The organism is Ruegeria sp. AD11(2025) (genome assembly GCF_056542405.1).
Genome location: NZ_JBQFZU010000001.1, coordinates 269040 through 294100 on the forward strand (window position 1 = coordinate 269040; position 25061 = coordinate 294100).

General features: G+C 59.5%; 25 protein-coding genes. 12 read left to right on the forward strand and 13 right to left on the reverse strand.

Annotated elements, in window-relative coordinates; translation table 11 throughout:
* Positions 1-2: 2 nt before the first annotated feature.
* From ACR1XY_RS01405 to ACR1XY_RS01415, 3 genes are all read right to left on the reverse strand, one after another.
* Positions 3-782, reverse strand: coding sequence for an SDR family oxidoreductase (locus tag ACR1XY_RS01405; RefSeq protein WP_480589380.1), 780 nt, complete (start codon positions 780-782; stop codon positions 3-5).
* 397 nt (positions 783-1179) lie between these two features.
* A complete protein-coding gene (locus tag ACR1XY_RS01410) occupies positions 1180-1308 on the reverse strand; it encodes a hypothetical protein (RefSeq protein ID WP_480589382.1) in 129 nt (42 codons plus the stop codon).
* A 163-nt stretch (positions 1309-1471) separates the two neighbouring features.
* Positions 1472-1834 carry a SnoaL-like domain-containing protein gene (locus tag ACR1XY_RS01415; RefSeq protein ID WP_480589384.1) on the reverse strand — a complete coding sequence of 121 codons (363 nt, stop codon included), beginning with the start codon at positions 1832-1834 and terminating at the stop codon, positions 1472-1474.
* A gap of 109 nt (positions 1835-1943) precedes the next feature.
* On the opposite strand from ACR1XY_RS01415, the gene ACR1XY_RS01420 reads away from it, so the two are divergent.
* From ACR1XY_RS01420 to ACR1XY_RS01435, 4 genes are all read left to right on the forward strand, one after another.
* Complete coding sequence (locus ACR1XY_RS01420; RefSeq protein WP_480589385.1) at positions 1944-3548, forward strand: peptide chain release factor 3; 1605 nt, start codon at positions 1944-1946, stop codon at positions 3546-3548.
* A gap of 49 nt (positions 3549-3597) precedes the next feature.
* Entirely contained in the window at positions 3598-4353 is a 756-nt protein-coding gene (locus ACR1XY_RS01425) for a hypothetical protein (RefSeq protein ID WP_480589387.1), read from the forward strand.
* Complete coding sequence (locus ACR1XY_RS01430; RefSeq protein ID WP_480589388.1) at positions 4350-5279, forward strand: glycosyltransferase family 2 protein; 930 nt, start codon at positions 4350-4352, stop codon at positions 5277-5279. The genes ACR1XY_RS01425 and ACR1XY_RS01430 overlap by 4 nt, the downstream gene beginning before the upstream one ends.
* A 183-nt stretch (positions 5280-5462) precedes the next feature.
* A complete protein-coding gene (locus ACR1XY_RS01435) occupies positions 5463-6821 on the forward strand; it encodes a DEAD/DEAH box helicase (protein WP_480589390.1) in 1359 nt (452 codons plus the stop codon).
* 97 nt (positions 6822-6918) lie between these two features.
* Here the strand turns inward: ACR1XY_RS01435 and ACR1XY_RS01440 are convergent, their stop codons facing one another.
* Genes ACR1XY_RS01440 through ACR1XY_RS01450 form a run of 3 tightly spaced genes read right to left on the reverse strand, consistent with a single transcriptional unit; the run spans position 6919 to position 8911 of the window.
* Complete coding sequence (locus tag ACR1XY_RS01440; protein ID WP_480589392.1) at positions 6919-7821, reverse strand: EamA family transporter; 903 nt, start codon at positions 7819-7821, stop codon at positions 6919-6921.
* A 21-nt stretch (positions 7822-7842) separates the two neighbouring features.
* Entirely contained in the window at positions 7843-8715 is an 873-nt protein-coding gene (locus ACR1XY_RS01445) for a fatty acid desaturase (RefSeq protein ID WP_480589394.1), read from the reverse strand.
* Complete coding sequence (locus tag ACR1XY_RS01450; protein WP_480589396.1) at positions 8708-8911, reverse strand: DUF2061 domain-containing protein; 204 nt, start codon at positions 8909-8911, stop codon at positions 8708-8710. Before ACR1XY_RS01450 ends, ACR1XY_RS01445 begins: the two co-directional genes overlap by 8 nt.
* A gap of 107 nt (positions 8912-9018) precedes the next feature.
* On the opposite strand from ACR1XY_RS01450, the gene ACR1XY_RS01455 reads away from it, so the two are divergent.
* Positions 9019-9894, forward strand: coding sequence for a helix-turn-helix domain-containing protein (locus ACR1XY_RS01455; RefSeq protein WP_480589398.1), 876 nt, complete (start codon positions 9019-9021; stop codon positions 9892-9894).
* Between the two features lie 83 nt (positions 9895-9977).
* Complete coding sequence (locus ACR1XY_RS01460; protein ID WP_480589400.1) at positions 9978-10160, forward strand: hypothetical protein; 183 nt, start codon at positions 9978-9980, stop codon at positions 10158-10160.
* A gap of 6 nt (positions 10161-10166) precedes the next feature.
* On the opposite strand, the gene ACR1XY_RS01465 is transcribed toward ACR1XY_RS01460, so the two are convergent.
* The 3 genes from ACR1XY_RS01465 to bcoG all read right to left on the reverse strand — a co-directional run bounded on the left by ACR1XY_RS01465 (position 10167) and on the right by bcoG (position 13541).
* Positions 10167-10928 (reverse strand): SDR family oxidoreductase, encoded by a 762-nt coding sequence (locus tag ACR1XY_RS01465; protein WP_480589402.1) that lies wholly within the window; start codon positions 10926-10928, stop codon positions 10167-10169.
* Positions 10925-12391, reverse strand: a complete 1467-nt coding sequence (locus ACR1XY_RS01470) for a carnitine 3-dehydrogenase (RefSeq protein WP_480589403.1) — start codon at positions 12389-12391, stop codon at positions 10925-10927. Before ACR1XY_RS01470 ends, ACR1XY_RS01465 begins: the two co-directional genes overlap by 4 nt.
* A gap of 238 nt (positions 12392-12629) precedes the next feature.
* Entirely contained in the window at positions 12630-13541 is a 912-nt protein-coding gene (gene bcoG, locus ACR1XY_RS01475; RefSeq protein WP_480589405.1) for a 3-dehydrocarnitine:acetyl-CoA trimethylamine transferase BcoG, read from the reverse strand.
* Between the two features lie 131 nt (positions 13542-13672).
* Between bcoG and ACR1XY_RS01480 the strand changes: the two genes are divergently transcribed.
* Complete coding sequence (locus tag ACR1XY_RS01480) at positions 13673-14659, forward strand: GlxA family transcriptional regulator (RefSeq protein WP_480589407.1); 987 nt, start codon at positions 13673-13675, stop codon at positions 14657-14659.
* Between the two features lie 67 nt (positions 14660-14726).
* Here ACR1XY_RS01480 and ACR1XY_RS01485 read toward each other — a convergent pair whose 3' ends face one another.
* Genes ACR1XY_RS01485 through ACR1XY_RS01495 form a run of 3 tightly spaced genes read right to left on the reverse strand, consistent with a single transcriptional unit; the run spans position 14727 to position 17739 of the window.
* A complete protein-coding gene (locus tag ACR1XY_RS01485) occupies positions 14727-15773 on the reverse strand; it encodes an aldo/keto reductase (protein ID WP_480589409.1) in 1047 nt (348 codons plus the stop codon).
* 36 nt (positions 15774-15809) lie between these two features.
* Positions 15810-16268: a DNA polymerase III subunit chi gene (locus ACR1XY_RS01490; RefSeq protein ID WP_480589411.1), complete on the reverse strand. Its 459-nt coding sequence runs from the start codon at positions 16266-16268 to the stop codon at positions 15810-15812.
* Between the two features lie 4 nt (positions 16269-16272).
* Positions 16273-17739, reverse strand: a complete 1467-nt coding sequence (locus ACR1XY_RS01495) for a leucyl aminopeptidase (protein WP_480589413.1) — start codon at positions 17737-17739, stop codon at positions 16273-16275.
* A gap of 240 nt (positions 17740-17979) precedes the next feature.
* Between ACR1XY_RS01495 and lptG the strand changes: the two genes are divergently transcribed.
* From lptG to rsmA, 5 genes are all read left to right on the forward strand, one after another.
* Entirely contained in the window at positions 17980-19080 is a 1101-nt protein-coding gene (lptG, locus tag ACR1XY_RS01500; protein WP_480589415.1) for an LPS export ABC transporter permease LptG, read from the forward strand.
* Positions 19080-21242, forward strand: a complete 2163-nt coding sequence (locus ACR1XY_RS01505; RefSeq protein WP_480589417.1) for an LPS-assembly protein LptD — start codon at positions 19080-19082, stop codon at positions 21240-21242. Before lptG ends, ACR1XY_RS01505 begins: the two co-directional genes overlap by 1 nt.
* Complete coding sequence (locus tag ACR1XY_RS01510; RefSeq protein WP_480589419.1) at positions 21233-22486, forward strand: peptidylprolyl isomerase; 1254 nt, start codon at positions 21233-21235, stop codon at positions 22484-22486. The genes ACR1XY_RS01505 and ACR1XY_RS01510 overlap by 10 nt, the downstream gene beginning before the upstream one ends.
* Positions 22483-23448: a 4-hydroxythreonine-4-phosphate dehydrogenase PdxA gene (gene pdxA, locus ACR1XY_RS01515; protein ID WP_480589421.1), complete on the forward strand. Its 966-nt coding sequence runs from the start codon at positions 22483-22485 to the stop codon at positions 23446-23448. The genes ACR1XY_RS01510 and pdxA overlap by 4 nt, the downstream gene beginning before the upstream one ends.
* Positions 23449-23532: 84 nt before the next feature.
* Positions 23533-24375, forward strand: a complete 843-nt coding sequence (gene rsmA, locus ACR1XY_RS01520; RefSeq protein WP_480589423.1) for a 16S rRNA (adenine(1518)-N(6)/adenine(1519)-N(6))-dimethyltransferase RsmA — start codon at positions 23533-23535, stop codon at positions 24373-24375.
* A 56-nt stretch (positions 24376-24431) separates the two neighbouring features.
* On the opposite strand, the gene ACR1XY_RS01525 is transcribed toward rsmA, so the two are convergent.
* Positions 24432-25010 (reverse strand): DUF4167 domain-containing protein, encoded by a 579-nt coding sequence (locus ACR1XY_RS01525; protein WP_480589425.1) that lies wholly within the window; start codon positions 25008-25010, stop codon positions 24432-24434.
* Positions 25011-25061: the final 51 nt, after the last annotated feature.

The following is a 25061-nucleotide window of genomic DNA, read 5'->3' on the forward strand; positions in this document are numbered from 1 at the left end:
CGTCACATCGTCAAGTTGGTCGCCCCGCCGTCCAACAGGATGTTCTGGCCTACGATAAAGCCAGCATGCTGCGAACACAGGAACGCACAGGTTGCACCAAATTCCTGCCGCGACCCATATCGCCGGACCGGAACCGTCGCCGCGCGGTTCGCGCGGGCTTCGTCAATTGAAATGCCCTGCTGCGCCGCGACACCGCCATCCAGCGAATCTGCGCGATCAGTGGCGTGAATACCCGGCAGCAGGTTGTTGATTGTCACACCATACGGCGCCACCTGTCGTGATGTCCCGGCCACGTAACCGGTCAGCCCGGTGCGTGCCGCATTCGACAGGCCCAGCACCGCAATCGGCGCACGGACGGATTGCGAAGTGATGTTCACCACCCGGCCCCAGCCCTTGTCGACCATCCCCGGCAACAGTGCCTTCATGAAGGCAATCGGCGTCAGCATGTTGGCGTCCAGCGCTTTGATGAAATCGTCACGCTCCCAGTCCGACCACTGGCCCGGCGGTGGGCCACCTGCATTTGTCACAAGAATATCAACATCCCGAGCTGCATCGATCACCTGCGCCTGCCCCTCAGCCGAGGTCACATCACAAGCCACCGTCTGCACATCCACGCCGTGTTCGGACCGCAAGCGTGCGGCTTCGGCCTCCAGCACTTCGGCCCCACGCGCATTCATCACCAGATTAACGCCCGCCTGCGCCAAAGCCTCGGCGCAGCCCAGACCCAGACCTTTGCTGCTGGCACAGACTAGGGCGCGTTTTCCCTGTATTCCCAGATCCATTCAGTCCTCCGCAATTTTTCTGCAAGCACGGAGTGCTTCTAAAGCCATCCGCATTTACCTGTCATATTCTTGATGTTGGCGCAAAAGCTCGCGCATTTCCGCCACTGCCATTAAGGTTGCTTGTGCAAGTCCTATCCACGAGCAGTCGCTGTCGCAACCAACAGGCAATGCCCAATTAAGTCGGTGGTTGGCTCTAAAAGCGTCAACAATTTACACTGCGAAATCTTCGCTCGGCCTCAGAACTCAAGCGATCAACCCTACACCCCTCGATCGGGAATCCCCGCTCTGACACCCTCCCAAGGTGTTGCTTGGCAATATGAACGTCGTCCGGGGCAACAAACTGACCATCCGATACTAAATCCGACCCAATAAATGCAATGAGCGCAATAGCACGGTCTCACGGTTCTGCATGGTTTGGAGAATGCATCAGAAAGACTACTTCGGTCTGCTTAGCCAGTTCCAGAAACTCAGGATCCTGAATGCCCCCCATAAGCGGAATCGGGCGCACACCGCCCGAAGGCGTCATACTTGCATTCTGTTCATCCGCGTTCTGTGCCGTCACTAGCGCACTGGAAAAAGCAAAAAAATCGCAAAAACAGATACATACGACTTCAATCTGATCCTCTCCATCTGTTGTTACCCGCATGCCCGGAAACGGCCAGAGGGAGACGACCAGATTTCAACGCCGATCAGTAAAAGAACTCCTCACGTACGATCTTGCCATTGGTAACGTGATAGACACCAACCTCTTTCATATCGAAGCTCTCACCTGTTTCCTTCACCTTGCCCTGAACCTCGAAGATCACGGCAAAGCGGTCATCGCCGTGCAGGTACGGGTCGCTAACCGTCGCTCCTGCGACTTCGTGGGCGCCTTCCCACCATTCGTGCTTGCCACGGATACCGTCGACACCGTGGGTCTCGCGCCCCATCCCGTCCATGTCCTGGGCTTCGACTGAAACGGCATCCGCCGCGTAGAGTTTCGGCAAGTTCTCTTTGGCGCGGTCCTCGCGACAACCGGCGACCAATTCGGCTGCGATTTCTTTCAAATTCATTGATACTCTCCATGTTTTGTTCACTATATGTTCTTATTGCCACAGCCATACGATTCGAACCAGCCCCTTTGTCTTGCCTCGGCAGGATTCCCCGCCTATACGCGCGAATATGCTTGATACTTCGAACCAACCCACCCTGCCGCCCGAGATCGCCCGGCGCCGGACATTCGCCATCATCTCGCACCCGGATGCGGGCAAGACGACTTTGACGGAAAAGTTCCTCTTGTACGGGGGCGCGATCCAGATGGCTGGTCAGGTGCGCGCCAAGGGTGAGGCGCGGCGGACGCGATCCGACTTCATGCAGATGGAAAAAGATCGGGGCATCTCGGTTTCCGCCTCGGCGATGTCGTTTGATTACGGCGATTTCCGGTTCAATCTGGTGGACACACCCGGTCACAGCGATTTCTCGGAAGATACTTATCGGACACTGACCGCCGTGGACGCCGCCGTCATGGTAATCGACGGTGCGAAAGGTGTGGAAAGCCAGACGCAAAAACTGTTCGAGGTCTGCCGCCTGCGTGATCTGCCGATCCTGACCTTCTGTAACAAGATGGACCGCGAAAGCCGCGATACGTTCGAGATCATCGACGAGATTCAGGAAATGCTGGCTATCGACGTCACGCCTGCCGCGTGGCCGATTGGCGTGGGCCGCGATTTCATTGGCTGCTACGACATGCTGCGCGACCGGCTGGAGCTGATGGACCGCGCCGACCGTAACAAGGTGGCCGAAAGCATCAAGATTGACGGTCTGGACGACCCAAAGCTTGCCGAGCACGTGCCCGAGCATCTGTTGGAAAAACTGCTGGAAGAGGTTGAGATGGCGCGCGAACTGCTGCCCAAACTCGATCCGCAAGCGGTACTTGAAGGGCACATGACCCCGATCTGGTTCGGGTCGGCAATCAACTCGTTCGGCGTAAAAGAGTTGATGGAAGGCATCGGAGCGTATGGTCCGCAGCCGCAGGTTCAGTCCGCTGAACCGCGTCAGATTTCACCGGATGAGAAAAAGGTCGCGGGTTTTGTCTTTAAGGTTCAGGCCAACATGGACCCCAAACACCGTGACCGGGTGGCCTTTGTCCGCATGGCTTCGGGGCACTTCAAGCGCGGCATGAAACTAACCCATGTGCGGTCGAAGAAGCCGATGGCGATTTCCAACCCGGTTCTGTTCCTGGCATCTGATCGCGAACTGGCCGAAGAGGCCTGGGCCGGCGACATCATCGGCATCCCCAACCACGGCCAGCTGCGAATCGGTGATACGCTGACCGAGGGTGAAGCGCTGCGCGTCACCGGCATTCCGTCATTCGCACCGGAACTGCTGCAAGGTGTCCGCGCGGGCGATCCGATGAAAGCCAAGCACCTCGAAAAAGCCCTGATGCAGTTCGCCGAGGAAGGTGCCGCCAAGGTGTTCAAACCCTCGATCGGCTCGGGTTTTGTCGTCGGCGTTGTCGGCGCGTTGCAATTCGAAGTGCTCGCCAGCCGGATTGAGATGGAATATGGCCTGCCTGTCCGGTTCGAGGCGTCTCAGTTCACCTCGGCCCGCTGGGTCAGCGGCGAAAAGGCTGAGGTCGAAAAATTCGTCAACGCCAACAAGCAACATATCGCCCACGACCACGACGGTGACATCGTTTACCTGACCCGCCTGCAATGGGATATCGACCGGATTGTGCGGGACTATCCGGCGCTGAACCTGACGGCGACGAAAGAGATGATGACGTAATGCAACTCTTTGATTGCGCAGGCAAGTTTAGCCATGCCATCTTGCGTGAATGAGCAGCGAAGAATTAACCTATCCAGGCGGTTTGCCCCAAATGCTGGACCGGTTCGAGGGGCGGCGAGCCCCCTTCGATTTCGGTCCCGAGGCTTTGCCTCCTCTGGATGTGAAACTCGATGTGCTTGCTCTGCAAGTCGTGCATCAGAATGCGACGCAGATCACGGCCGACGGTCCGAGTACTTCCTGGGCGCGCAAACGCGCCCGGATCGCCACCGAATTCGTTGGGAATTCAGAGCTGGCCTTTCTCAACGCTCAGTTGGTATCGAACCTGCGTAAACGGTCGTACCCCCGACATGCCCCGTCGCTGTTTCAGCGCCTATGGTCCGAACAGTCCCGGCATCTACTGCTGGCTCTGGATTTGCGCTGGCAAGTCTCATCCATACAAACCTTCGCAGATCACGGCCAAACAGCCACCCAACGCGAGGTTGGTCAGGCATTGCGTATGCTTTTTGGCATGATGAAACTCTATGAATTCGAGCGCCTATTCTCAGGTTTCACACCAGAAACCCCGTTCCGGTTCAGACGCAAAGTTAATGCGCCTTTGCCTGTGGGCATGGAGTCATTTTCGCTTGAACATGGGGGGCTGGACATAAACCTGATCGCACCAATTTGGGAAAAAGCCCTGACAGATCCAACGATTGCTCCATTGGCCAATCATCTGTTGCAATCCCTTAACGATGATCCGGGCGGGGTTTTGCGCAGGTTGAAAACCATGCGGGAGACCCGCGCAGCCAAGACGTCTCGGGCATGACAAGCTGGGGTATTGTTTCGACGGTTCGGGGCTCTGCATCGGACATTCTACGCTTCGTGGCCTATCACCTCGATCTTGAGGTCGACCGGATGTATATCTATCTGGACGAGCCCAATCCCAAGGCGTTCAACGCGCTGAACCGTCATCCAAAGGTCGAAGTGCGCAATTGCGACGACGGGTTTTGGGCCTATCGACAACGCGAACGTCCAGACAAACACCAGATCCGTCAGACCGCCAACGCGACCTTTACCTATCGCAAGGCCGTTGAGGACTGGTTGGCTCACATCGATCTGGACGAGTTCTTCTGGCCGGACCGTCCGATTGCTCAGCTGTTGGCCAAGGTCCCGGATGACATCAACGTTGTTCGTGTCCGTCCCGACGAGGCTCTGGCCAGTGGCGAAGACCTGTACAAGGCCTACATCCCGTCCGGTCCGGACCGCGTGGACATCGTGCAAGCTCTGTATCCAAATTTCGGAGCCTTCGTGAAGGGCGGCTTTCTGAGCCATCTGCAAGGCAAAGTATTTGCACGCACAGGACTGCCCCAGATCAACTTCCGCATCCATAGCCTGTTTCAGAATGGCGAGAGGATGCCTTGCAGGACAGAATTGCCCGGTGTTGGTCTGTGTCACCGGCACGCCCCCGATTGGGACCATTGGCTGGCCCACTACCGGTTCAGGCTGGAACGCGGCTCGTACCAGAGGGGCATGTCGCCCAATGTCCCGCGCGAGCGTGGCGGCATGAACATGAATGAATTGCTCACTTGGATCGAGGCGGAAGAAGGCTGGGACGGACTGCGTGCTTTTTTCAATGAAATGAGCTGCGCGGACCCCGAAGGGCGGGCCCGACTGGAAGACCACGGCATGATCCTTCACCGGCCGCTGTATCTGGAAGATAAACTCAGGAAACACTTTCCCGGAAGTGTCTGAATTGTTGCGAGAAATCCGCACCGCTGGGCCTCAGAAAACCCTAAAGGGGTCTTCATTTGACCCCGATCAACGTTTTTGTTATGTCCCCCTCAAGCCGAAGTTCGCAATGACGCGTATGGCCATCCGGGCCCGGCAAACCTCTGACGCGCGGGCCAGGTAAGTGTCCGCAAAAACCGGACATACATGACAAAGTTTAACGAACTGAACCTGAACCCGAAGGTCCTCAAAGCCATTGAGGAAGCCGGATACGAAACCCCCACCCCGATCCAGGCCGGAGCAATTCCGCCTGCGCTTGAGGGCAAGGACGTTTTGGGGATCGCCCAGACCGGCACTGGCAAGACCGCCAGCTTTACCCTGCCGATGATCACACTGCTGGCACGTGGCCGCGCCCGTGCGAGGATGCCGCGCTCGTTGGTCTTGTGCCCGACGCGGGAATTGGCCGCGCAGGTGGCCGAGAATTTCGACACATATGCCAAAAATGTGAAACTGACCAAAGCGCTGTTGATCGGCGGTGTCAGCTTCAAGGAACAGGACGCCCTGATCGACCGTGGTGTTGACGTGCTGATCGCCACTCCGGGCCGTCTGCTGGACCATTTCGAACGCGGCAAGCTGCTGCTGACCGGCGTTCAGATCATGGTGGTGGATGAGGCCGACCGGATGCTGGATATGGGCTTCATCCCTGACATCGAACGCATCTTCTCACTGACGCCGTTCACCCGCCAGACGCTGTTCTTCTCGGCCACCATGGCGTCTGAGATTGAGCGGATCACCGACACGTTCCTGTCCGCCCCGGCCCGGATCGAGGTTGCCCGTCAAGCCACCGCATCCGAGACCATCGAACAGGGCGTGGTCATGTTCAAAGGTGGCCGCCGCGACCGCGAAGCCAGTGCCAAGCGCAAGGTTCTGCGCGCGCTGATCGATGGCGAAGGCGACAAATGCACCAACGCGATCATCTTCTGCAACCGTAAGACGGATGTGGATATCTGCGCCAAATCGTTAAAGAAATACGGCTACAATGCCGCCGCCATCCATGGTGATCTGGACCAATCGCAACGGATGAAAACGCTGGACGGATTCCGCGATGGCTCTCTGCGCCTGCTGGTTGCCTCGGATGTGGCCGCGCGCGGGCTGGACATTCCGTCGGTCAGCCACGTGTTCAACTTCGACGTGCCTGGCCATGCCGAAGATTACGTTCACCGCATCGGCCGTACTGGCCGTGCCGGGCGTGAGGGCAAGGCAATCACAATCTGCTCTGGCCGGGACGAAAAGGCCCTGGATGCGATCGAAAAACTGATCCAGAAAGATATCCCGCGACTTGATAATCCCGTCAAGGAAGAGCCGAAGGACGAAAAACCGAAGCCTGAGAAAAGATCCAGATCTTCGGACGAGAAAAAGAGCGACAGCAAGAAAGGCGACCGCAAGAAGGACAAAGAGTCCAAGGGTCGCGGTCGCCGCGATGACAACGGCCCCGCCATCGTGGGCATGGGGGATCACTTGCCCAGTTTTATAGCGCTGAGCTTTGATGAACGCCGCGCTGGCTAGCCGGGTTTGATTGCATTGAAACGGATTTCGCTGCCTCTCGCCTGTCGGCTTCAACGCAGAATTCCAGTGGTTCCGAGATCCTGAAATCAAACACGACCTAAATTGCCAGCACCAATGCCAGTATCGACGCGCCAAGTAACGTCATCCCGGCAATCTCTCGCCGGGTGATGGTTTCACGGAAAAACAGCAGCGAAGCGAACAGGCTGAGCAGCAGTTCGACCTGCCCCAGCGCTTTGACATAGGCCGCGTTCTGCAGCGTGAAAGCAAAGAACCAGCAGAACGAGCCGCAGAGGCTGGTCAGGCCAACAAATACGCTGGTTCGGCGGGTCTGCCACACTGCAATCAGTTCTGATCGGTCGCGCCATAACAACCAGATCCCCATGCTGAGAAACTGGAACGTCACTACGAAAGCCAGCGTAACCAGCGCGCGGAACCACGCGTCGATATCGCCAAGCTCCAGCGAAGCACCGCGATAACTGACCGATGAAAACGCGAACAGCACACCCGACCCCAGCCCCAGCCGCGACGCGCGGTTGGTCAGGTGCTTCCACCATGCTCCGTCACCTCCGGGTGATTTTGACAGCAGCAGCACCGCCATAAGACCCAGAATAATCGCCGCCAGCGCCCCGGCCGAGACCTGATCGCCGAGCACCAGAAAACCGACAATGGCGGTCTGGATCACCTCGGTTTTCTTAAAGGTAATCCCGACGGCAAAGTTGCGTTGTTTGAACAGGGCCACCACGCAGATGGTCGCCAGAATTTGCGCCGTTCCACCGATCACCGCAAACAGCCAGAAATTTGCCGTCAAAGTCGGCAGGCTGAGCCCGGTCACCTGCAGCGCCAGAAACAGCCCAAGCAGCGCCAGCGGCATCGAATAGGCAAACCGGGCAAAGGTCGCGCCAGCCGCAGTCAGTTTCACGGTGCTGAGCGACTTTTGCAGCATGAACCGCACGGTCTGGAATGCGGCGGCGGCGATTGTGACGGGAATCCATAAACTCATGGATTCCCTTGTGTCGTCAAATCAACCCTTTGGCCATAGAGGATGCGCTACTGGGTCTTTCGATCTCAGGAAGTATGACCGGAAAATCTGCGCGTATGAACGGTAAACATAGGCCTCATTCCGGGCCTGATACTGCTCTTTTTCAGCGCGGTACAGCGCGGGCAACCGATACCAAGGCGCGCCGGGTTTCATATGATGAACGACGTGCAGATTGTTGTTCAGAAACAGAAAAGCCAGCGGTCCACGATCTTCGATGATCACTGTACGGGCGCCGGAGTTTTCATGCGCGCGGTGCTCCAGAAAGGTGCGGATTTTGACTAGACCCAATCCGAAATAAGCGGATAGCACATAAGCCCAGATCGGCATTTGGGACTGCGCGACAATCCACAGGACCACAACGACTCCGGGCAGATGAAGTGCCCAAGCCTGCAGTACATCACGACCGCCACGCAACTCATTGCGTATGAAAACGGCCTGCCCGATGGCTGGACCCAACACGATCCGCCCCAGCAGAGTATTGTTCACACTCAGTAACCGCCGTTGCCAACCGGGCAAGGTGCTCCAGACCTGCGGGTCCAGATAGTTGGATTCGGGGTCGTCATAGGGATCGGTCAGCGTTTCATCCCGGTGATGCGCCAGATGCAGGTCGCGGAATCTCTGATACGGGATGAACAGGGTCAATGGCAGCACCATCAGCATCTCGTTCAGCCATTTTGTACGGAACGGGTGCCCATGCAACGCCTCATGCGTGAGTGAAGAATGCAGCGCTGCCACCACTGCCATCATCGGAATCGCCAGCCACAGCGGCAGCAGAAACACAACAGCCAGCCAGGCGCCATAACACGCCACGATCAGGGCCAACGTGCCCCACTCGGGGGTTGATGGCCTAAACATTGCGGCCCCACGAAATACCCGACCAGATACGTTCGTAAATCACGTACATGGTCAGACCGATGGCCGTATTCACAATCGCCAGCGTGCCGCCAATCGCCGCCGACCCGGTGGCCAACAAACCCACCAGCGTCATCACGATCAGGCCCATTACATTCCACAGCACCGCTTTCACGACTGATCTTCGTCGTGTTTCCATTCCGTCACCCATATTATTGTTATGTATTTAAAATTACGGGTTGCCGCGCCCGTTGAAAATTCTGAATATGATTAACAAAACTCATCATCTGTGATATTTTCCATCAAATGCAGGATAAAATCGACAAACGAGACCGCGCAGCGCAGTTCCGCCTGCGACTTGCCCGGGCCATGGAAGAGCGTCACGTCAGCCAAAGTGCGTTGGCGCGACAAATCGGTGTGGATCGCTCGACCGTATCTCAGCTTTTGACTGATGAGGGCGCGCGCCTGCCGAATGCGCATGTGGTTGGTAGCTGCGCGTCGGCCCTTGGGGTGTCTGCAGACTGGCTGCTGAGCCTTTCAGATCGACCGGAAAGTGCGGCGGAATTGCTGGCCAGTTCCCTGACCATGACCGAGGCTCCCCGCGCACTGGTGGACGAGCGTATTTTCGAATGGCACCAGGAGGCTGCGGGCTATAAAATCCGTTACGTTCCAGCGACTTTGCCAGATATGTTAAAAACTCGTGCCGTGCTGGAATGGGAATACGCGCCGCATCTTGGCCGGACTGCGGATCAGGCCATCGGTGCCTCGGCAGACCGGCTGACATGGATGCGCAGTGCCCAGTCGGATTATGAAATCGCCATGCCACTGTATGAGATCGACAGTTTCGCCTACGCCTCGGGCTATAACGAAGGTCTCTGCCCCAACATAAGGCTGGAACAGATTGACCACCTGCTGGAGATTTGCGAACAGCTCTACCCCCGTCTACGCATTTATCTTTTTGATGCAAAAAGGCTCTATTCGGCCCCGGTGACCATTTTCGGCCCACTTCTGTGTGTGTTCTACGCAGGAAGCCACTATATGGCCTTCCGCGACCGCGACCGGATCGAGATGTTTACACGTCATTTCGACCGCCTGGTACGCGAGGCCGACCTGACCGCGCGCGACTTTCCTGACCACCTCAGACAGCTGCGCGCGGCGATTTCCAGCCCACCCCAGAGTTGAGGATGCACCTGCGGCGTTCTTGTGCTATCGTCCTTCGGCGCGAACCTTCGGGTATTCCGATCATAGACGGGAGGACGATAGGAATGGACGCACTACAAACCGCTCAATACGCACGAGCTCTCTATACCGCTCATGGTGATCAGGCCGAGGCGGAAGCTGCAAAGAAAATGCGCGAATGCGAAGCCGCCGGGAATATGCAGCAAGCGCAGGACTGGCAGGCGGTCCGTCAGACCATCCGCCAGTTTCGTGGGCCAAATCAGGGCTAATTCGGTTTAGATTTTCGGGTCAGGGTTCACCGTATGACCATCTACGGCTATCACCTGGCCCGACACCAACCGCGCCGCGTCCGAGGCGAGGAACACGGCCATATTGGCAATATCCTGCCCTTCGACGAACCGGCCCATCGATGTGCCGGCAGCATAGCCGTCATAGACCTGATCCCGGGTCATGCCCTTGGCGGTCGCTTCGCGGGCCAGCACGCCCTCCATCCGCGGGCCTTCAACCGCACCAGGGCAGATGACGTTGCACCGCACACCGTGTGACCCAAGCTCCATCGCCAGCGTCTTGCCCAGTCCGATCACGCCCCATTTCGCCGCCGCATAGGGCGCGCGGTTGGGGTATCCGTATTGCCCGGCGGTGGATGACGTGATCAGTACCGCTCCGCCGCGTTGCCGTTTGAGGATCGGTGCCGCGTATTTCGCGCACAGGAACGCCCCCTCTAGGTTGACCGCTAGACAGAACCGCCACTCATCCAGCGCCACGTCCTCGACCAAAGCGGTTGGGCCAGCAACGCCTGCATTTGCACAAAGCGTATCCAACCCGCCCCACGAAGCTTCGATGTCTGCGAACAACGTGGAAACGGCAGTTTCGTCCGCCACGTCCACGTCCGAGCGCTGCCAATGCCCAGGACAACCGTCCAGCGCGGCCTTGTCCACATCCGCCACCCACACCTGCGCGCCAGCTGCATCGAAGGCTTTAGCCATGGCCCGACCAACGCCCGAAGCACCGGCGGTGATCAGAACGCGCCCGCTCATGCTGGTTTCCGGATCGCGGCACCGGCGCCTTCCGGATATGGCAAACCGGCCTGTGCTTCGGCGATACGTGCCATTGCGGCCTCGATTTCGGCTGAAGGAGCGCTGGGGCGACGGGTTTCAAGGCGGACATGCAGCAGGAAGCTTTCTCCTGTAGCGATCAGCTTGTCGCCCTCATACATGCTGTGAAAGACATGCAGCTTCTTGCCCTGCCCTAGCAGCATCTGCGTGCGAATCTCGATCTTGGCTCCCGCGTGAACCTCATCGATGTAACGGATGTGGTTTTCGGCAGTGAAATAGCTGCCGCCCGAGGCGATATAGTCCGCGTCACAGCCGATGATCTCCATGAACCGGTCGGTCGCGTCCGCGAAGGCCTCAAGGTAGCGCGCCTCGTTCATGTGACCGTTATAGTCGGTCCAGTCCAAGGGCACCGCGCGGGAAACGGTCAGGATCGGCTGGCTCAGATCAGCCTGCTCCATCGTCGGCAACGCGCCGGGTTTCAGCGCCGCGTCATGCTGGTTCAGCACCGCGCCCGCACCCCAGTTCTGCGCCTTCAGGGCCCGCATCATGCCAACAAGGTTGTTGTCACGAATACGCTCCAATTCGCGGATCGAATGCATCCCCGATTGCGCATCCGACTGATCGGCAATCATGTCGACCAGCTCATCCGTGAACTCGGGCACGTCCATCAGCTTGGTCCATGGCCATTTTAACGCAGGCCCGAACTGTGCCATGAAATGCCGCATCCCGGCCTCGCCCCCCGCCACGCGGTAGGTTTCGAACAGGCCCATCTGCGCCCAGCGGATGCCAAAGCCCATGCGGATCGCTTCGTCGATTTCTTCCGTCGTGGCGATGCCGTCCTTGACCAGCCACAGTGCCTCGCGCCACACGGCCTCAAGGAAACGGTCGGCGATATGCGCGTCGATTTCCTTTTTGACATGCAGCGGGAAGAAACCGACCGATTTCAGTAGCTGCTGCGCGCGTTCAATCATTTCGGGTGCGTTTTTGTCCGTAGGCACCAATTCGATCAGCGGCAACAAGTAAACCGGGTTGAACGGGTGCGTCACCACGATCTGTTCAGGGCGCAGCGCGCCGTCCTGCAATTCGGAGGGTTTGAAGCCGCTGGTCGAAGACCCGATGATCGCCTGCGCGTCACATGCCTCTTGCAGGTCCTTGTAGACCTTGAGTTTCAGGTCCAGCCGCTCGGGCACGCTTTCCTGAATCCACTCGGCACCCTGCACCGCTTCGGCCATGTCATCGTGGAAAGTCAGCGCGCCTTCGGGCGGCAAGGGCACATCGCTCAGCCCCGGCAGCGACCGCCGCGCATTGTCCAGAACCTCACCAATCTTGCGCTCGGCCTCGGGGTCCGGGTCGAACACCCGCACATTCCAACCATTCAGCAGAAACCGAGCGGCCCAACCGCCGCCGATCACGCCACCGCCAATGATAGCTGCTGTTTTTGTCATTTCATTCACCAATTTTCTGGTAGCGCAATCTCAGCGCCTTCTATGGGCCAACCATTCACATCGTAGCCAACACAAAGATCAGGGCTTGCATTCCTGCCTGTGCGATAGTCACTTGCTATGTTTTCGCAGACCACGCTCAGAGCATGTGAGCCATCAGGCTCGACATAGATTTGCTCGTGATCATCTGCTGGCGAACAGGCCACCACAATCAGAAGCAACCCCGAGAGCACATTCAGTTTCACTTCGGTGCCCGTTTCACCAGCCTCAGCTTCTCACGCACTTCCTGCGGACCAATGACCCGCGCGCCCATGTTTTCGATGATGGTTCCAGCACGCTCTACCAATTGCCAGTTCTCAGCCAGCACGCCCTTGTCCAGCCACAGATTGTCTTCCAGACCAACGCGCACATTGCCTCCCGCAAGGACCGCGGCCGCCGCAAAGGCCATCTGGTTACGCCCCAATGAAAACGCGCTGAAGGTCCAGTCGTCCGGCACATTGTTTACCATGGCCATGAAGGTGTTCAGATCATCCGGCGCGCCCCACGGCACTCCCATACACAGCTGGACCAGAGCATTAGGTTCCAGAATCCCTTCTTTCACCAATTGCTTGGCAAACCACAGATGGCCGGTGTCAAAGGCCTCGATCTCGGGCTTCACGCCCATGTCGGTCATCATTTGCCCCATCGCCCGCAGTGCGCCGGGCGTGTTGGTCATGACATAATCGGCCTCGGCAAAGTTCATGGTGCCGCAGTCCAGAGTACATATCTCGGGCAGACACTGGGCGATATGGGCGACACGTTCCGAGGCCCCGATCATATCGGTCCCCGCCTCGTTGACCGGAAATGGGTTTTCGACGCCACCGAACACGATATCCCCGCCCATCCCGGCGGTCAGGTTCAGTACCACGTCCACTTCGGCATCGCGAATACGGTCCGTCACCTCACGATACAGGTCCAGACGGCGGCTGGGTGCACCGGTCTCGGGGTCCCGCACATGGCAATGCACCACGGCCGCCCCCGCCTTGGCCGCGGCAATAGCACTATCGGCAATTTGCTGCGGCGAGCGCGGCACGTGCGGGCTGCGATCCTGTGTTCCACCAGAGCCGGTAACGGCGCAGGTGATGAAGACTTCGCGGTTCATTTCCAGAGGCATGACGTTTTCCCCAAGTTATACCCGGTTTTACCGTGGGTTTTCCCCAGGCTTCTCCCCGGATTCCGAATTGCGTTACCCTCAACTCTGACGCAGCCTTGTAGAAACACTTGCCAGAATGCGAATCGAACTTGATGAAATCCGCAAAAAACATACTCCAACCCGAACATCGCGCCCTGAAAACGGCGGTGCTGGTGCTGGACGAATGCAATACGCTCAGCTTCGCCTCGGCTGTTGATCCGATGCGCGCTGCCAACCGGTTGGCTGACCGTCCGGCATTCGATTGGGACTATGTGACCGCAAAAGCAGAACCAGCGATGCTGACAAGCGCGCTGAGCGTGCCGGGCATCCCCCTGGCAAGGTTGCAAAGTTGTGATCTGATGATCGTGGTGGCCGGATTCCAACTGGCGCGCCACGCCACACCCAGCCTGCTGGCCGGCCTGCGCCGCATCGCGGGCACCGGCGCGACGATGGCCGGCATTGACGGGGGGCCCTGGCTGCTCGCCGAGGCCGGACTGCTCGACGGCCACACCGCCACGACCCATTGGGAAGACCTCGACAATTTTGCGGCCCGTTTCCCCCAAGTGGACGTGCGACCTGACCGGTTCACCGTGTCTGGTAACCGCCTGACGTCAGGTGGTGCGATTCCGGCAGTCGAAATGATGCTGCACATCATCGCCGCCCGCCACGGCGCAGGTTTTGCCGCGCGTGTGTCCGGCCTGTTCCTTTATGACGGTATGCCGGACCCCGCAAAACCGCAAAGCCGGACCGGAGCCCCTCATCGCCATACCGCCCTGACTTCCAAGGCGAATTCGCTGATGCAATCGTCCCTCGACGAGCCGCTTCCGCTGGCTGATATTGCCGAAACCCTGGGCACCAGCCCCCGTACCCTGCAACAGCAATTCCGCCTGCGCCTGAATACCACGCCGCAGGATCACTACCTGCAATTGCGCCTGGCCGAAGCCCGCCGTCTGGTCACCGACACCGACTTACCGCTGATGGACGTGGCGCTTGCTACGGGGTTCGCCTCGCAGTCCAGCTTCGCCCGCGCCTTCCGCACCGCCCACGGCCTTTCGGCCCGCGACCTGAGGCAAGAGCGCACGCAGCCTACCCATCACTGACGGAATCCTCTTACAAAGGCCAGAAATATACCCCCGGATTGCCTACAACGCAGCGGGGGCAATCCCCCTAATACGGCATCGGATACGCGCGGTGCGTCTGGCCAATCTCGGCCACGACCTCATCCGACAACCGTTGGTCTTTTCCAGCCAGAATATGCTCTAACTGAGCCACGGTGGTCGCTCCAAAAATAGCGGACATCATGAACGGTCGCGTCTGACACCAGGCCAGCGCCATGTGAACCGGGTCCAGCCCATGCCGATCGGCGATCTCAAGATAGGCTGCAACTGCATCAAAGACCCGATTTGATTTCCTCCCGCCCATCTCGGCTACCAACGACATTCGCGAGCCTTCGGGAACTGCTCCACCCTGATATTTGCCGGTCAGGAAGCCCGCTCCCAGTGGAGAAAAGGCCATCAGCCCTACACCCTCGTGTACGCTGAGTTCCGCCATATCCGTATCGAAATGACGGCAAAGCAGTGAGTATTCGTTCTGCACTGAAGCCACCCGCGGCGCACCCATCTGCTCGGCAATCCGCAACCATTGCGCGGTGCCCCAGGCGCTTTCGTTCGACAGGCCAAAGGCGCGAATGTTACCCTTGTCGACCTGCGCCTGCAGCGCCGCGAGGCAATCCTGCATGTTGTCCAGAACGGCATTGGTATTGTGTCCCGATGGCGAATAGTTCCAGTTTTGCCGGAACATGTAACTGCCACGGTTCGGCCAGTGAAACTGGTAGAGGTCAATGCAATCCGTCTGCAAGCGCCGCAGTGAGCCTTCAATCGCCTCGGGAATGGTTTCACCCGAAATCCATGCACCATCGCGGGCATGAGCGAATCCAGCGCCCGAATGCTTGGTCGCCAGAACGTAGTCGCCCCGCCGCGACGGGTTGGCGCCGTTCCAATTGCCCAAGATCTCTTCGGTACGGCCCACGGTTTCTTTCGAGATTGGGTTGACCGGGTACATCTCTGCGGTGTCGACGAAATTGATTCCGGCTTCCAGCACCATGTCCATTTGCGTGTGGGCATCGGCCTCAGAGGTCTGCGTGCCAAAGGTCATCGTGCCAAGACAAAGGTCGGTCACCATAATGCCGGTGCGGCCCAACGGCTTCATTTCCATCTGTCGCTCTCCTGAGGTTCTTTTTTAGCCCGCGACTTATGCCTCGGCCTTTTTCTCCCACCGGCCCGATTCCTCGGACCAGTATTGCGCCGCGCAGCCCGCGCCAGTCAGGGCTTTCCATTGTCCCCGCGCTTGCTGAACGGCTTCGCCATCATTGCCGTCGAACAGGATACAGACCCGTTCCAACGCCGCCACTTCATCCGGATCCACCGGTGCCCCGTCCACGGCCATGACACAGGCCGGTTCATTGGCGGCCACGGGTCCGGTTGTCAGCAAAATGGGCTGCGCCGCGTCATGCGCGCCACCTTCGCGGCCATGTGGCAGGAACCCTTCGTCAGGTCCCAGCCACAGCTTTTCATCCAGCCAGTCCATCCGCGCGGGATCGGTGCCCCGCACGGCGATCTTCCACCCGGCCTGTCGCGCCTTATCCAACAGAACCGGCAAGGTGTGTTCCAGCGGTTGCCGGGTCAGGTGGTAGAAATATACGGCGCCCATAGGATTACTCGAAATTGTCCTGCACCAGTCTGCTCAGAGCGCGAACGCCCCAGCCAGTGGCCCCTTTGGGCGCATAAGAGGTCTCGGACGACACTGACGCCACACCCGCGATATCGAGGTGAATCCACGGCGTCTCCTCTTTCACGAACCGCTGCAGGAACTGCGCGGCGGTGATCGAGCCCGCCGGGCGACCGCCCACGTTCTTCATGTCCGCGATGCGCGATTTCAGTTGCTTGTCATAGGCCTCGCCCAGCGGCATACGCCATGCACCCTCGTCCTCGACCTTGGCCGATTTCAGGAAGGCATCGCAGAACGTGTCGTTGTTCGAGAAAACACCCGCATTCTCATGCCCCAGACCGATGATGATCGCACCGGTAAGCGTTGCCAGATCAATCATGCCCACGGGCTGGAACCGCTCCTGCGCGTACCACATCACGTCGCACAGAACCAAACGGCCCTCGGCATCCGTGTTGATGATCTCGACCGTGTCGCCCTTCATCGATTTGACCACGTCACCCGGACGGGTCGCGTTGCCTGAGGGCATGTTCTCGACCAGACCCACCAGCCCGACCACATTGGCCTTGGCCTTGCGCTTGGCCAGCGCGCGCATGGTGCCCGCGACGACACCCGCGCCACCCATGTCCATGGTCATGTCTTCCATACCGCTTGCGGGCTTGAGCGAGATACCACCGGTATCGAACACAACCCCCTTGCCGACCAAGGCCAGCGGTGCGTCGTCCTTATCGCCACCGTTCCACTGCATCACCACAACCTTCGAGGGGCTGACCGAGCCCTGCCCCACGCTCAGCAGCGTACGCATGCCAAGTTCGGCCAGTTTGTCCTCTTCCAGCACTTCAACTTCGAGCCCCAGCGCCTCCATCTCAGCAAGTCGGTCGGCGAATTCGGTGGTGGTCAGAATATTGGCGGGTTCGTTGGTCAGGTCGCGGGTCATACGCACACCGTCGGCCACAGCGTATTGCGGGGCAAAGGCGGCCTCGACCTCATCGGCCTTCTGGTGGCTGATTGTAACGGTTCCGACCTCGTCCTGTTCCTTGGTCTTGTGCGCGTCGAATTCATAGCTGCGCAGGGCGATGCCCATGGCGATGTCCTCGGTGCGCACCTGATTGCCCGCCATCACCAGCAGGGCTTTACCTCCCGCCAGCTTGGCCAGCGCGGCACCGGCCTTGCGCGCCTCGGCCGTGTCGGGACGGCGCGGCAGAACCACGATGTCCAGCGCCTCGGCCGCCATACCGCCGGGCCACGCCAGCGAGATCACATCACCCGATTTGACCTTTTCGAAGCGGGCGCTTTCGATCAGCCGAGCAACCGCACCGCGGGTCAGACGATTGGCGCGACGCACCGCAGGGCTCATTTTGCCCTCGGGCGATACGATCACAACCACACGCCCTTCCGCCTGTGCCATTATGTCCACGTCAAAGGTTTGAAACCGGATCGGTACAAGACTGCTCATTGCAAACTCCTCAAAATCTGTTCCCCAAGACCTAGCCCGCGCCGGGCGGCTTGACCAGATAGCAGTTTTCCCCGCGCACCAATTGCATTACAGTCCCCGAAAAATTCCGGCAGGATCGGGGGAGAACGAGTTGGCGAGACAGGGCAGGCATAAGCCGGTGCGCATCCGCGCAGGCGACGGTGAATCCGGCCCGATGATCGCCCGTTTCCCCAAGAATGCCCGCTGGGCGGAGGCACATTCGTGATCCTCGACCGCTATTTCGCCCGCCGGTTCATTCAAAGCTTTCTGGTCATCGGCGGCATTTTCCTGACCCTGCTGATTCTGATCGACCTGGTCGAACAGGCCCGCCGGTTCGACTCGGAAAACCTGTCCTTCGGCGCACTGTTGCACCTGACCTTGCTGAATACACCAGCGGCAATCAGCGAAATGCTTCCGTTGCTGGTGATCTTGTCTACCATCGCACTGTTTGTCGGGATGGCGCGCAGCTCGGAACTGGTGGTGACCCGCGCCATCGGGCGGTCGGGTATCCGGGCGCTGCTGGCGCCCGTGACACTGGCGCTGGTGATCGGTGCTCTTGCAGTCGCCTTGCTGAACCCGATTACCGCCGCCACGTCCGAGGAGTTTCGGCGCCTCTCCGACACCTATAAGAACAATGGCGACTCCGCCCTGTCCATCACCAGCGAAGGGCTTTGGCTGCGTCAGGGATCGGCAGATGGGCAATCAGTTATTCATGCCCGCGGCACCACGAATGCTGATACGCTGGAGCTGATCTGGGTAACAATCATCTCGTTTTCGCCGGATGGCAAACCGACGCAGCAGATCGTTGCCAATCGGGCGCGGCTGTCAAACGGTTCGTGGATTCTGTCCAACGCAAAAATCTGGTCTCTGGCCGATGACGTGAACCCCGAAGCCGTCGCCGAGGCGCACGCGCAGATCGAAATCCCGACCACCCTGACACGGCAACGCATTCTGGACACGCTGGGTCAGCAGGATTCGGTCTCGGTCTATGACCTGCCTCAACTGATCCGCGACCTCCGCGAAGCTGGGTTTTCCACCAAACAATATGAGGTCTGGCTGCAGGTACAGCTTGCGCGGCCCTTATTTCTGATGGCGATGGTAATGATCGGCGCGGCCTTCACCATGCGCCATGTGCGCTTTGGCGGCACTGGCATAGCGGTTCTGTCCGCCGTTCTACTGGGCTTTGCCATCTACTTCGTTCGCAACTTTGCCCAAATACTCGGGGAAAACGGTCAATTGCCAATCGTCGTCGCGGCCTGGGCTCCGCCCTTTGCAGCCATTCTTCTGTCCCTCGGCCTTCTGCTTCATGCGGAGGACGGCTGATGCGGATCATATCCCATCTTCTGCTGTCAGGCGCCGTTGCGCTGGCACTGCCAACCGGTGCCGTGGGCCAAACCCAACCTACTCCCGGTCCGGCGCAGGATGTCCAACAGGAAGACCAGCCCGCCCTGCTGGTCGCGGACGAGATTTTCATCACGCCCGAACGCGTGCTGGTGGCCGAAGGCAATGTCGAGGCCTTTCAGGGCGATGTCAAAATCACTGCCGACCGCATCACTTATGACCGCGAGACCGGTGCGCTGTCGCTGGAGGGTCCGATCCGGATCGATGAGGCCGGCGCGACGACGATCCTGGCAGATTCGGCGGAACTGGATGACAGTATTCAGAACGGCCTGCTGATCGGTGCCCGGATGGTGTTTGACCAGCAGGTTCAAATCGCCTCGGTTCAGGCCACCCGCGCGGCGGGCAGATACACGCAGTTCAGCAAGGTCTCTGCCACCTCGTGCCACGTCTGCGCCAATGGCAAACCACCGATCTGGCAGATTCGCGCGCGAAAGGTCACGCACGATCAACTGGAGCGTCAGCTCTATTTTGAAGGGGCGCAGCTGCGGGTGCTGGACGTGCCTGTGTTCTATTTCCCCTATTTGCGGCTGCCGGACCCGACCCTGGAACGCGCAACCGGATTTCTGGTGCCATCGGTCCGGACAACGTCACAACTGGGAACCGGCGTGCAGGTGCCCTATTTCATCAAGCTGGGGGATCACAAGGACCTGACGCTGACCCCCTATGTCTCGTCCAAGACCAAAACGCTTGGACTGCGCTATCGGCAGGCGTTCAAGAACGGTCGCATCCAGCTTGAGGGCGCATATACCCGCGACGACCTGCAACAGGGCGAGGATCGGGGATACCTGTTTGCCAATGGCTGGTTCAACCTGAACGACGGATACCGATTCCTGTTCAACGTCAGAACCACGTCCGACGACGCCTATCTGGCTGACTACGGCCTGCCTGATCTCGACCGGCTGCGAAGCGAGGTCGCCCTTGAGCGGATCAGGCGCGACACCGCCTTCCGCACCAGTTTTATCCACTACAAAACCCTGCGCGACAGCGAAAACCAGGATGAAATCCCGTCCCGGATCTTCGACCTGTACCATCAGAAACGCATGTTCCCCAAGACTCTGGGCGGCGAGGTCCGGCTGAGCTTCATCACGCACGCGCATGAGCGTACCAGCGATGAAGACGTCCTCGGCCGCGATATCGCCCGCGCCACCTTTGATGCGGAATGGCTGCGCAACTGGACCTACGCGTCAGGTCTGCGGGCTGAGGCGCGTGTGGGCACGTCAGTTGATACGTTCAACATACGCCACGACAGCGATTTCCCAGATCAGGTGACCCGGGCCACGCCCCGTGCGGCCCTGACGCTGCGCTATCCGATGCGAAAACGGGAAACGTCCGGAGCGACCCAGATTCTTGAACCGATTGCGCAGGTTGGCTGGACCCATGTGACCGACGACGATGTCCCCAACGACGAAAGCACCTTTCAGGAATTCGATCAGGGTAACCTGTTGTCATTGTCCCGATTTCCGGCACCGGACCAGCGCGAAGACGGCTTGACCGGCGTCATTGGCGTCAACTGGTCGCGCTATTCTGCCGGCAACTGGCGGGCTTTGGCCACGATCGGCCAGGTGTTTCGCGCCGATGCGGACCCAAATTTCAACCTGACCTCCGGTTTGCAGGGCACGAGCTCGGATCTGTTGCTGGCCGGTCAGATTCAGACCCCAAATGGCTGGTCTCTGGCCGGACGCGGCCTTCTGAACGGGGATTTAAGCTTTGCCAAGGCCGAACTTCGTGCCGCATGGCAGCAATCAGAAATGGGCGTCACCGGCAGTTATGTCTGGCAAGAGCCCGATCCGGCGGAAAACGTGGATGACGAGATTTCCGAGGTCTGGTTGACCGGACGTTACCGTGTGGATCAGAACTGGAACACAACCGCCCTGGCACGCTATGACCTGAGCGAATCCGAACCGATCCGTTATGGGTTGGGGGTCACGTATCAGAATGAATGTGTGCAGGTTAACATGAACGTCAGCAGGCGCTATACCTCGTCATCAAGTATTGAGCCTTCGACAGAATTCGGCTTTACCGTAGCCCTGACGGGTTATTCCGTTAACAGTGGCGGCCAACAGTACAAGAGAAGATGCAGTTGATTTCAGGTTTCACCAGTTTCCTTCGCTCCGGTTGGCTAAAACCGGTCACCCCTTTGCTGGTCGGGGCAATGCTGGCTTTGACGTCGCCTCAGGCCGATGCGCAAAGCCTGTTTTCGCCGGCGATCAAGGTCAACCAGGATATCATCACGTGGTACGAGCTGGACCAGCGGCAACAGTTCCTGACCGCTCTGGGTGCACCCGGCGCGTCTGAGGACGCAGTGCGCAAGACTTTGATAGACGAGCGGCTGCGCAAACAGGTCATGCGCGACGCCGGAGTTCAGGCCGCGCCCGAAGACATTCAAGTCGGCATCGACGAATTTGCCGCGCGAGGACAGTTGTCGACCGATCAGTTCCTGCAATTGCTGGCCGATCAGGGCGTCGATCGTGAAACAGTTCGTGATTTCGTCGCCGATCAAATTACCTGGCGCGACTATGTCAGCGCGCGTTTCCTGTCGCAGGCGCGCCCGACCGATGACGAGATCAACCGCGCGCTGGGACAAACCGACAGCGGCGGCCTGCAGGTCCTGTTGTCAGAAATCATCATCCCGGTGAACCAACAGACCGTGGCACAGGCCGAGTTGCTGGCCGAGGAGATTTCCCAGTTGGAAGGCTTTGATGCTTTTTCAGCTGCAGCGACTCAATATTCGGCCGCTGCCACGCGCGATAATGGCGGACGGTTGGACTGGCTGAACCTCTCGAGCCTGCCACCGGCGCTGCAACCGGTGATCATCGGGCTGAAAAACGGCGATATCACCCAACCACTGACCCTGCCCAATGCCATCGCTCTGTTCCAGATGCGCGGCCTGCGCGAGGTTGCGACAGGCACCACCCGCTATTCCGAAATTGATTATGCAGTCTACAACATGCCCGGTGGCCGCAGTGCCGACACCTTGGCCAAGGCGGCCCGGCTGAGGGAAGAGATCGACAATTGCGATGACCTCTACGGCATTGCCAAGGATCAGCCCGCCGAAGTGCTGCAGCGTATTCAGGCCAGCCCTGGCGAGATCCCCCGCGATGTGGCGCTGGAGCTTGCCAAGCTGGATCTGAACGAAGTCTCCACAACGCTGACCCGAAACAACGGCCAGACATTGATGTTCCTGATGCTCTGCACCCGTACCCGCGACCTGGGCGAAGAGACGACGCGCACAGACGTGGCAAACGCGCTTACCCAACAACGGCTCGAGGCCTTTGCGAACAGCCTGCTGGCGCAGCTTCGCGCCGAAGCAACCATAATCGAACAATGACAACCCCGATCGCGCTCAGCTGCGGAGACCCGGCCGGTATAGGTCCGGAAATCGCAGCCAAAGCCTGGTCGGAACTGCGCGACACCTGCCCGTTTTTCTATATCGGTGACGCCACCCATTTGCCGTCCGACACACCGGTTGCGCGCATCACGCACCCTTCCGAGGCGGCGAATATCTGCGCCAACGCCCTGCCGGCTCTGCATCTGGAGTTTCCTGCCCCCAACGTTCCGGGTCAGCCGGACCCGGCCAACGCGCCCTACGTCATCGACGCTATTGAACAGGGTGTCTCGCTGGTACGATCCGGTGCGGCCTCGGCGCTATGCACTGCGCCCATCCACAAGAAGGCCCTGATCGACGGGGCGGGGTTTGGCTATCCCGGCCATACAGAGTTTCTGGCCGCCCTCGCGGATCGTAAACACGTGGTGATGATGTTGGCCAGCGACCAATTGCGCGTGGTGCCCGCAACCATTCATATCCCTCTTTCGCAAGTACCCTCGGCCCTGACACCGGATCTGCTGTACGAAACCATCTCCATCACTGCCGACGGCCTGCGCCGCCAGTTCGGTATCTCACATCCCCGCATCGCCGTTGCGGGACTGAACCCTCATGCGGGCGAAGGCGGCAAGATGGGCCGGGAAGAGCTGGACTGGATCACCCCGCTGATTGAAACACTGACCACCGACGGCTACACGGTCACCGGCCCGCACCCCGCGGATACGATGTTCCACGCCGCCGCTCGCGCGACTTATGACGCGGCGATCGCGATGTATCACGATCAGGCGCTGATCCCGATCAAGACGCTGGATTTTGATCGCGGCGTGAACGTGACGCTGGGCCTGCCCTTCATTCGCACCTCACCCGACCACGGCACCGCGCTTGATATCGCGGGAAAAGGCGTCGCCACACCCACCAGCCTGATTGAGGCCCTGAAACTCGCGCAACGCATGGCACAAAGCTCTTGATCCTTCACTTGGCTCCAAATATCCCCGCCAGAGTCAAAAAATCTCTGGCGCATTACCCGAAACCCGCGCCACGGTAACCGGATCATGAGCGCAATAGACAACCTCCCCCCTCTGCGCGAGGTCATCGCAGCACACCAGCTCTCGGCCCGCAAGTCGCTGGGCCAGAACTTCCTGCTGGACCTGAACCTGACCGCCAAGATCGCGCGTCAGGCCGGAGACCTGACGAGCTGCGACGTGCTGGAAATCGGCCCCGGTCCCGGAGGTTTGACCCGCGGGCTGCTATCCGAAGGCGCGCGCAAAGTCGTGGCGGTCGAAAAAGACACCCGCTGCATCGCCGCCTTGAACGACATCGCCGCCGCCAATCCCGGTCGGCTCAAGGTGATCAATGGTGACGCATTGGAAATCGACCCGCTGGCGCACCTGACCCCGCCGATACGAATAGCGGCCAATCTGCCCTATAATGTTGGCACCGAGTTGCTGGTCCGCTGGCTGACCCCACCCGAATGGCCGCCCTTCTGGCAGAGCCTCACCCTGATGTTCCAGCGCGAGGTCGCCGAGCGTATCGTCGCCCAGCCCGGCAGCAAGGCCTATGGCCGCCTCGCCATCCTCGCCCAATGGCGGGCCGAGGCGCGTATCGCCATGTCCCTGCCCCCCGGTGCCTTCACCCCGCCGCCAAAAGTGTCGAGCGCGGTGGTGCACCTGACTGCTCTGCCCGAGCCCCGCTATCCTGCCGACGCCGCGACCCTGTCACGCGTCGTCGCGGCAGCCTTCAACCAGCGCCGTAAGATGCTGCGCGCCTCATTGAAAGGCGTCGCCTCGGATATTGAAGATCGTCTTTTGGCGGCTGGTATCCAGCCCACGGAACGGGCCGAGCAAGTACCGCTTGAGGCATTCTGCGCGCTCGCCCGCGAAATGAAAAAAGGCTGAGTACAAATGAAAAAGCCCCGGAAATCCCGGGGCTTCTGCAATTTCCGTACCAGCGCTTACTCGGCTGCTTCCGGCGCGTCCCCATCCGTCTTGGGCGCATCCTCGGCAGGTGGTGCTTTGGGTTTACGAGCCCGGGGCTTACGGGCAGGTTTTTCCTTCTTCTCCGGCGCCGGGGCCGACTCGGACCCCTTGTTTTCCGGCGTCTCGACCAAACCGCTTTCGGGTGCGGCCTCAGGCGCGCCGAAATCCATCACGTCGGGCTGCGGCGCATCGGCCGGGTCGGCCTGGCGGGCCGCTTCGCGTTCCTGGCGTTCGGCGCGTTCGCGGTCACGCTCGGCCTGCCGCTCGCGATTCTGGCGCTCCTGCTCCTCGCGACGCGCTTCCATCTCGCGCTGCGCTTCACTCAGAAGGCGCAGGTAATGCTCTGCGTGCTGTTGAAAGTTTTCGGCAGCCACACGGTCATTCGACAGCTGTGCATCGCGCGCCAACTGATTGTATTTATCAATGATTTGCTGGGGCGTACCGCGCACCTTGCCTTCAGGACCCGAGCTGTCAAAAACCCGGTTAACAACGTTGCCGCCAGAAGGACGATTGCGGTTATTCTTGGCCCGCGAGCGGGATTTGGAAGATCTCATCTTACTTTACGTCAGCCTTGTCATTCGGTGCCGATGAAGTCGCGTCCTGCA

Coding starts and splice junctions, on each gene's coding strand:
- ACR1XY_RS01455 (WP_480589398.1), top strand. CDS start 9,019: ATGCAGGATAAAATCGACAAACGAGACCGCGCAGCGCAGTTCCGCCTG.
- ACR1XY_RS01435 (WP_480589390.1), top strand. CDS start 5,463: ATGACAAAGTTTAACGAACTGAACCTGAACCCGAAGGTCCTCAAAGCC.
- ACR1XY_RS01495 (WP_480589413.1), bottom strand. CDS start 17,739: ATGAGCAGTCTTGTACCGATCCGGTTTCAAACCTTTGACGTGGACATA.
- ACR1XY_RS01440 (WP_480589392.1), bottom strand. CDS start 7,821: ATGAGTTTATGGATTCCCGTCACAATCGCCGCCGCCGCATTCCAGACC.
- ACR1XY_RS01505 (WP_480589417.1), top strand. CDS start 19,080: ATGCGGATCATATCCCATCTTCTGCTGTCAGGCGCCGTTGCGCTGGCA.
- ACR1XY_RS01470 (WP_480589403.1), bottom strand. CDS start 12,391: ATGACAAAAACAGCAGCTATCATTGGCGGTGGCGTGATCGGCGGCGGT.
- ACR1XY_RS01480 (WP_480589407.1), top strand. CDS start 13,673: ATGAAATCCGCAAAAAACATACTCCAACCCGAACATCGCGCCCTGAAA.
- ACR1XY_RS01445 (WP_480589394.1), bottom strand. CDS start 8,715: ATGTTTAGGCCATCAACCCCCGAGTGGGGCACGTTGGCCCTGATCGTG.
- ACR1XY_RS01420 (WP_480589385.1), top strand. CDS start 1,944: ATGCTTGATACTTCGAACCAACCCACCCTGCCGCCCGAGATCGCCCGG.
- ACR1XY_RS01405 (WP_480589380.1), bottom strand. CDS start 782: ATGGATCTGGGAATACAGGGAAAACGCGCCCTAGTCTGTGCCAGCAGC.
- ACR1XY_RS01415 (WP_480589384.1), bottom strand. CDS start 1,834: ATGAATTTGAAAGAAATCGCAGCCGAATTGGTCGCCGGTTGTCGCGAG.
- ACR1XY_RS01465 (WP_480589402.1), bottom strand. CDS start 10,928: ATGAGCGGGCGCGTTCTGATCACCGCCGGTGCTTCGGGCGTTGGTCGG.
- ACR1XY_RS01425 (WP_480589387.1), top strand. CDS start 3,598: ATGAGCAGCGAAGAATTAACCTATCCAGGCGGTTTGCCCCAAATGCTG.
- pdxA (WP_480589421.1), top strand. CDS start 22,483: ATGACAACCCCGATCGCGCTCAGCTGCGGAGACCCGGCCGGTATAGGT.
- ACR1XY_RS01460 (WP_480589400.1), top strand. CDS start 9,978: ATGGACGCACTACAAACCGCTCAATACGCACGAGCTCTCTATACCGCT.
- rsmA (WP_480589423.1), top strand. CDS start 23,533: ATGAGCGCAATAGACAACCTCCCCCCTCTGCGCGAGGTCATCGCAGCA.
- ACR1XY_RS01525 (WP_480589425.1), bottom strand. CDS start 25,010: ATGAGATCTTCCAAATCCCGCTCGCGGGCCAAGAATAACCGCAATCGT.
- ACR1XY_RS01510 (WP_480589419.1), top strand. CDS start 21,233: ATGCAGTTGATTTCAGGTTTCACCAGTTTCCTTCGCTCCGGTTGGCTA.
- ACR1XY_RS01485 (WP_480589409.1), bottom strand. CDS start 15,773: ATGGAAATGAAGCCGTTGGGCCGCACCGGCATTATGGTGACCGACCTT.
- ACR1XY_RS01430 (WP_480589388.1), top strand. CDS start 4,350: ATGACAAGCTGGGGTATTGTTTCGACGGTTCGGGGCTCTGCATCGGAC.
- ACR1XY_RS01450 (WP_480589396.1), bottom strand. CDS start 8,911: ATGGAAACACGACGAAGATCAGTCGTGAAAGCGGTGCTGTGGAATGTA.
- bcoG (WP_480589405.1), bottom strand. CDS start 13,541: ATGCCTCTGGAAATGAACCGCGAAGTCTTCATCACCTGCGCCGTTACC.
- ACR1XY_RS01410 (WP_480589382.1), bottom strand. CDS start 1,308: ATGACGCCTTCGGGCGGTGTGCGCCCGATTCCGCTTATGGGGGGCATT.
- ACR1XY_RS01490 (WP_480589411.1), bottom strand. CDS start 16,268: ATGGGCGCCGTATATTTCTACCACCTGACCCGGCAACCGCTGGAACAC.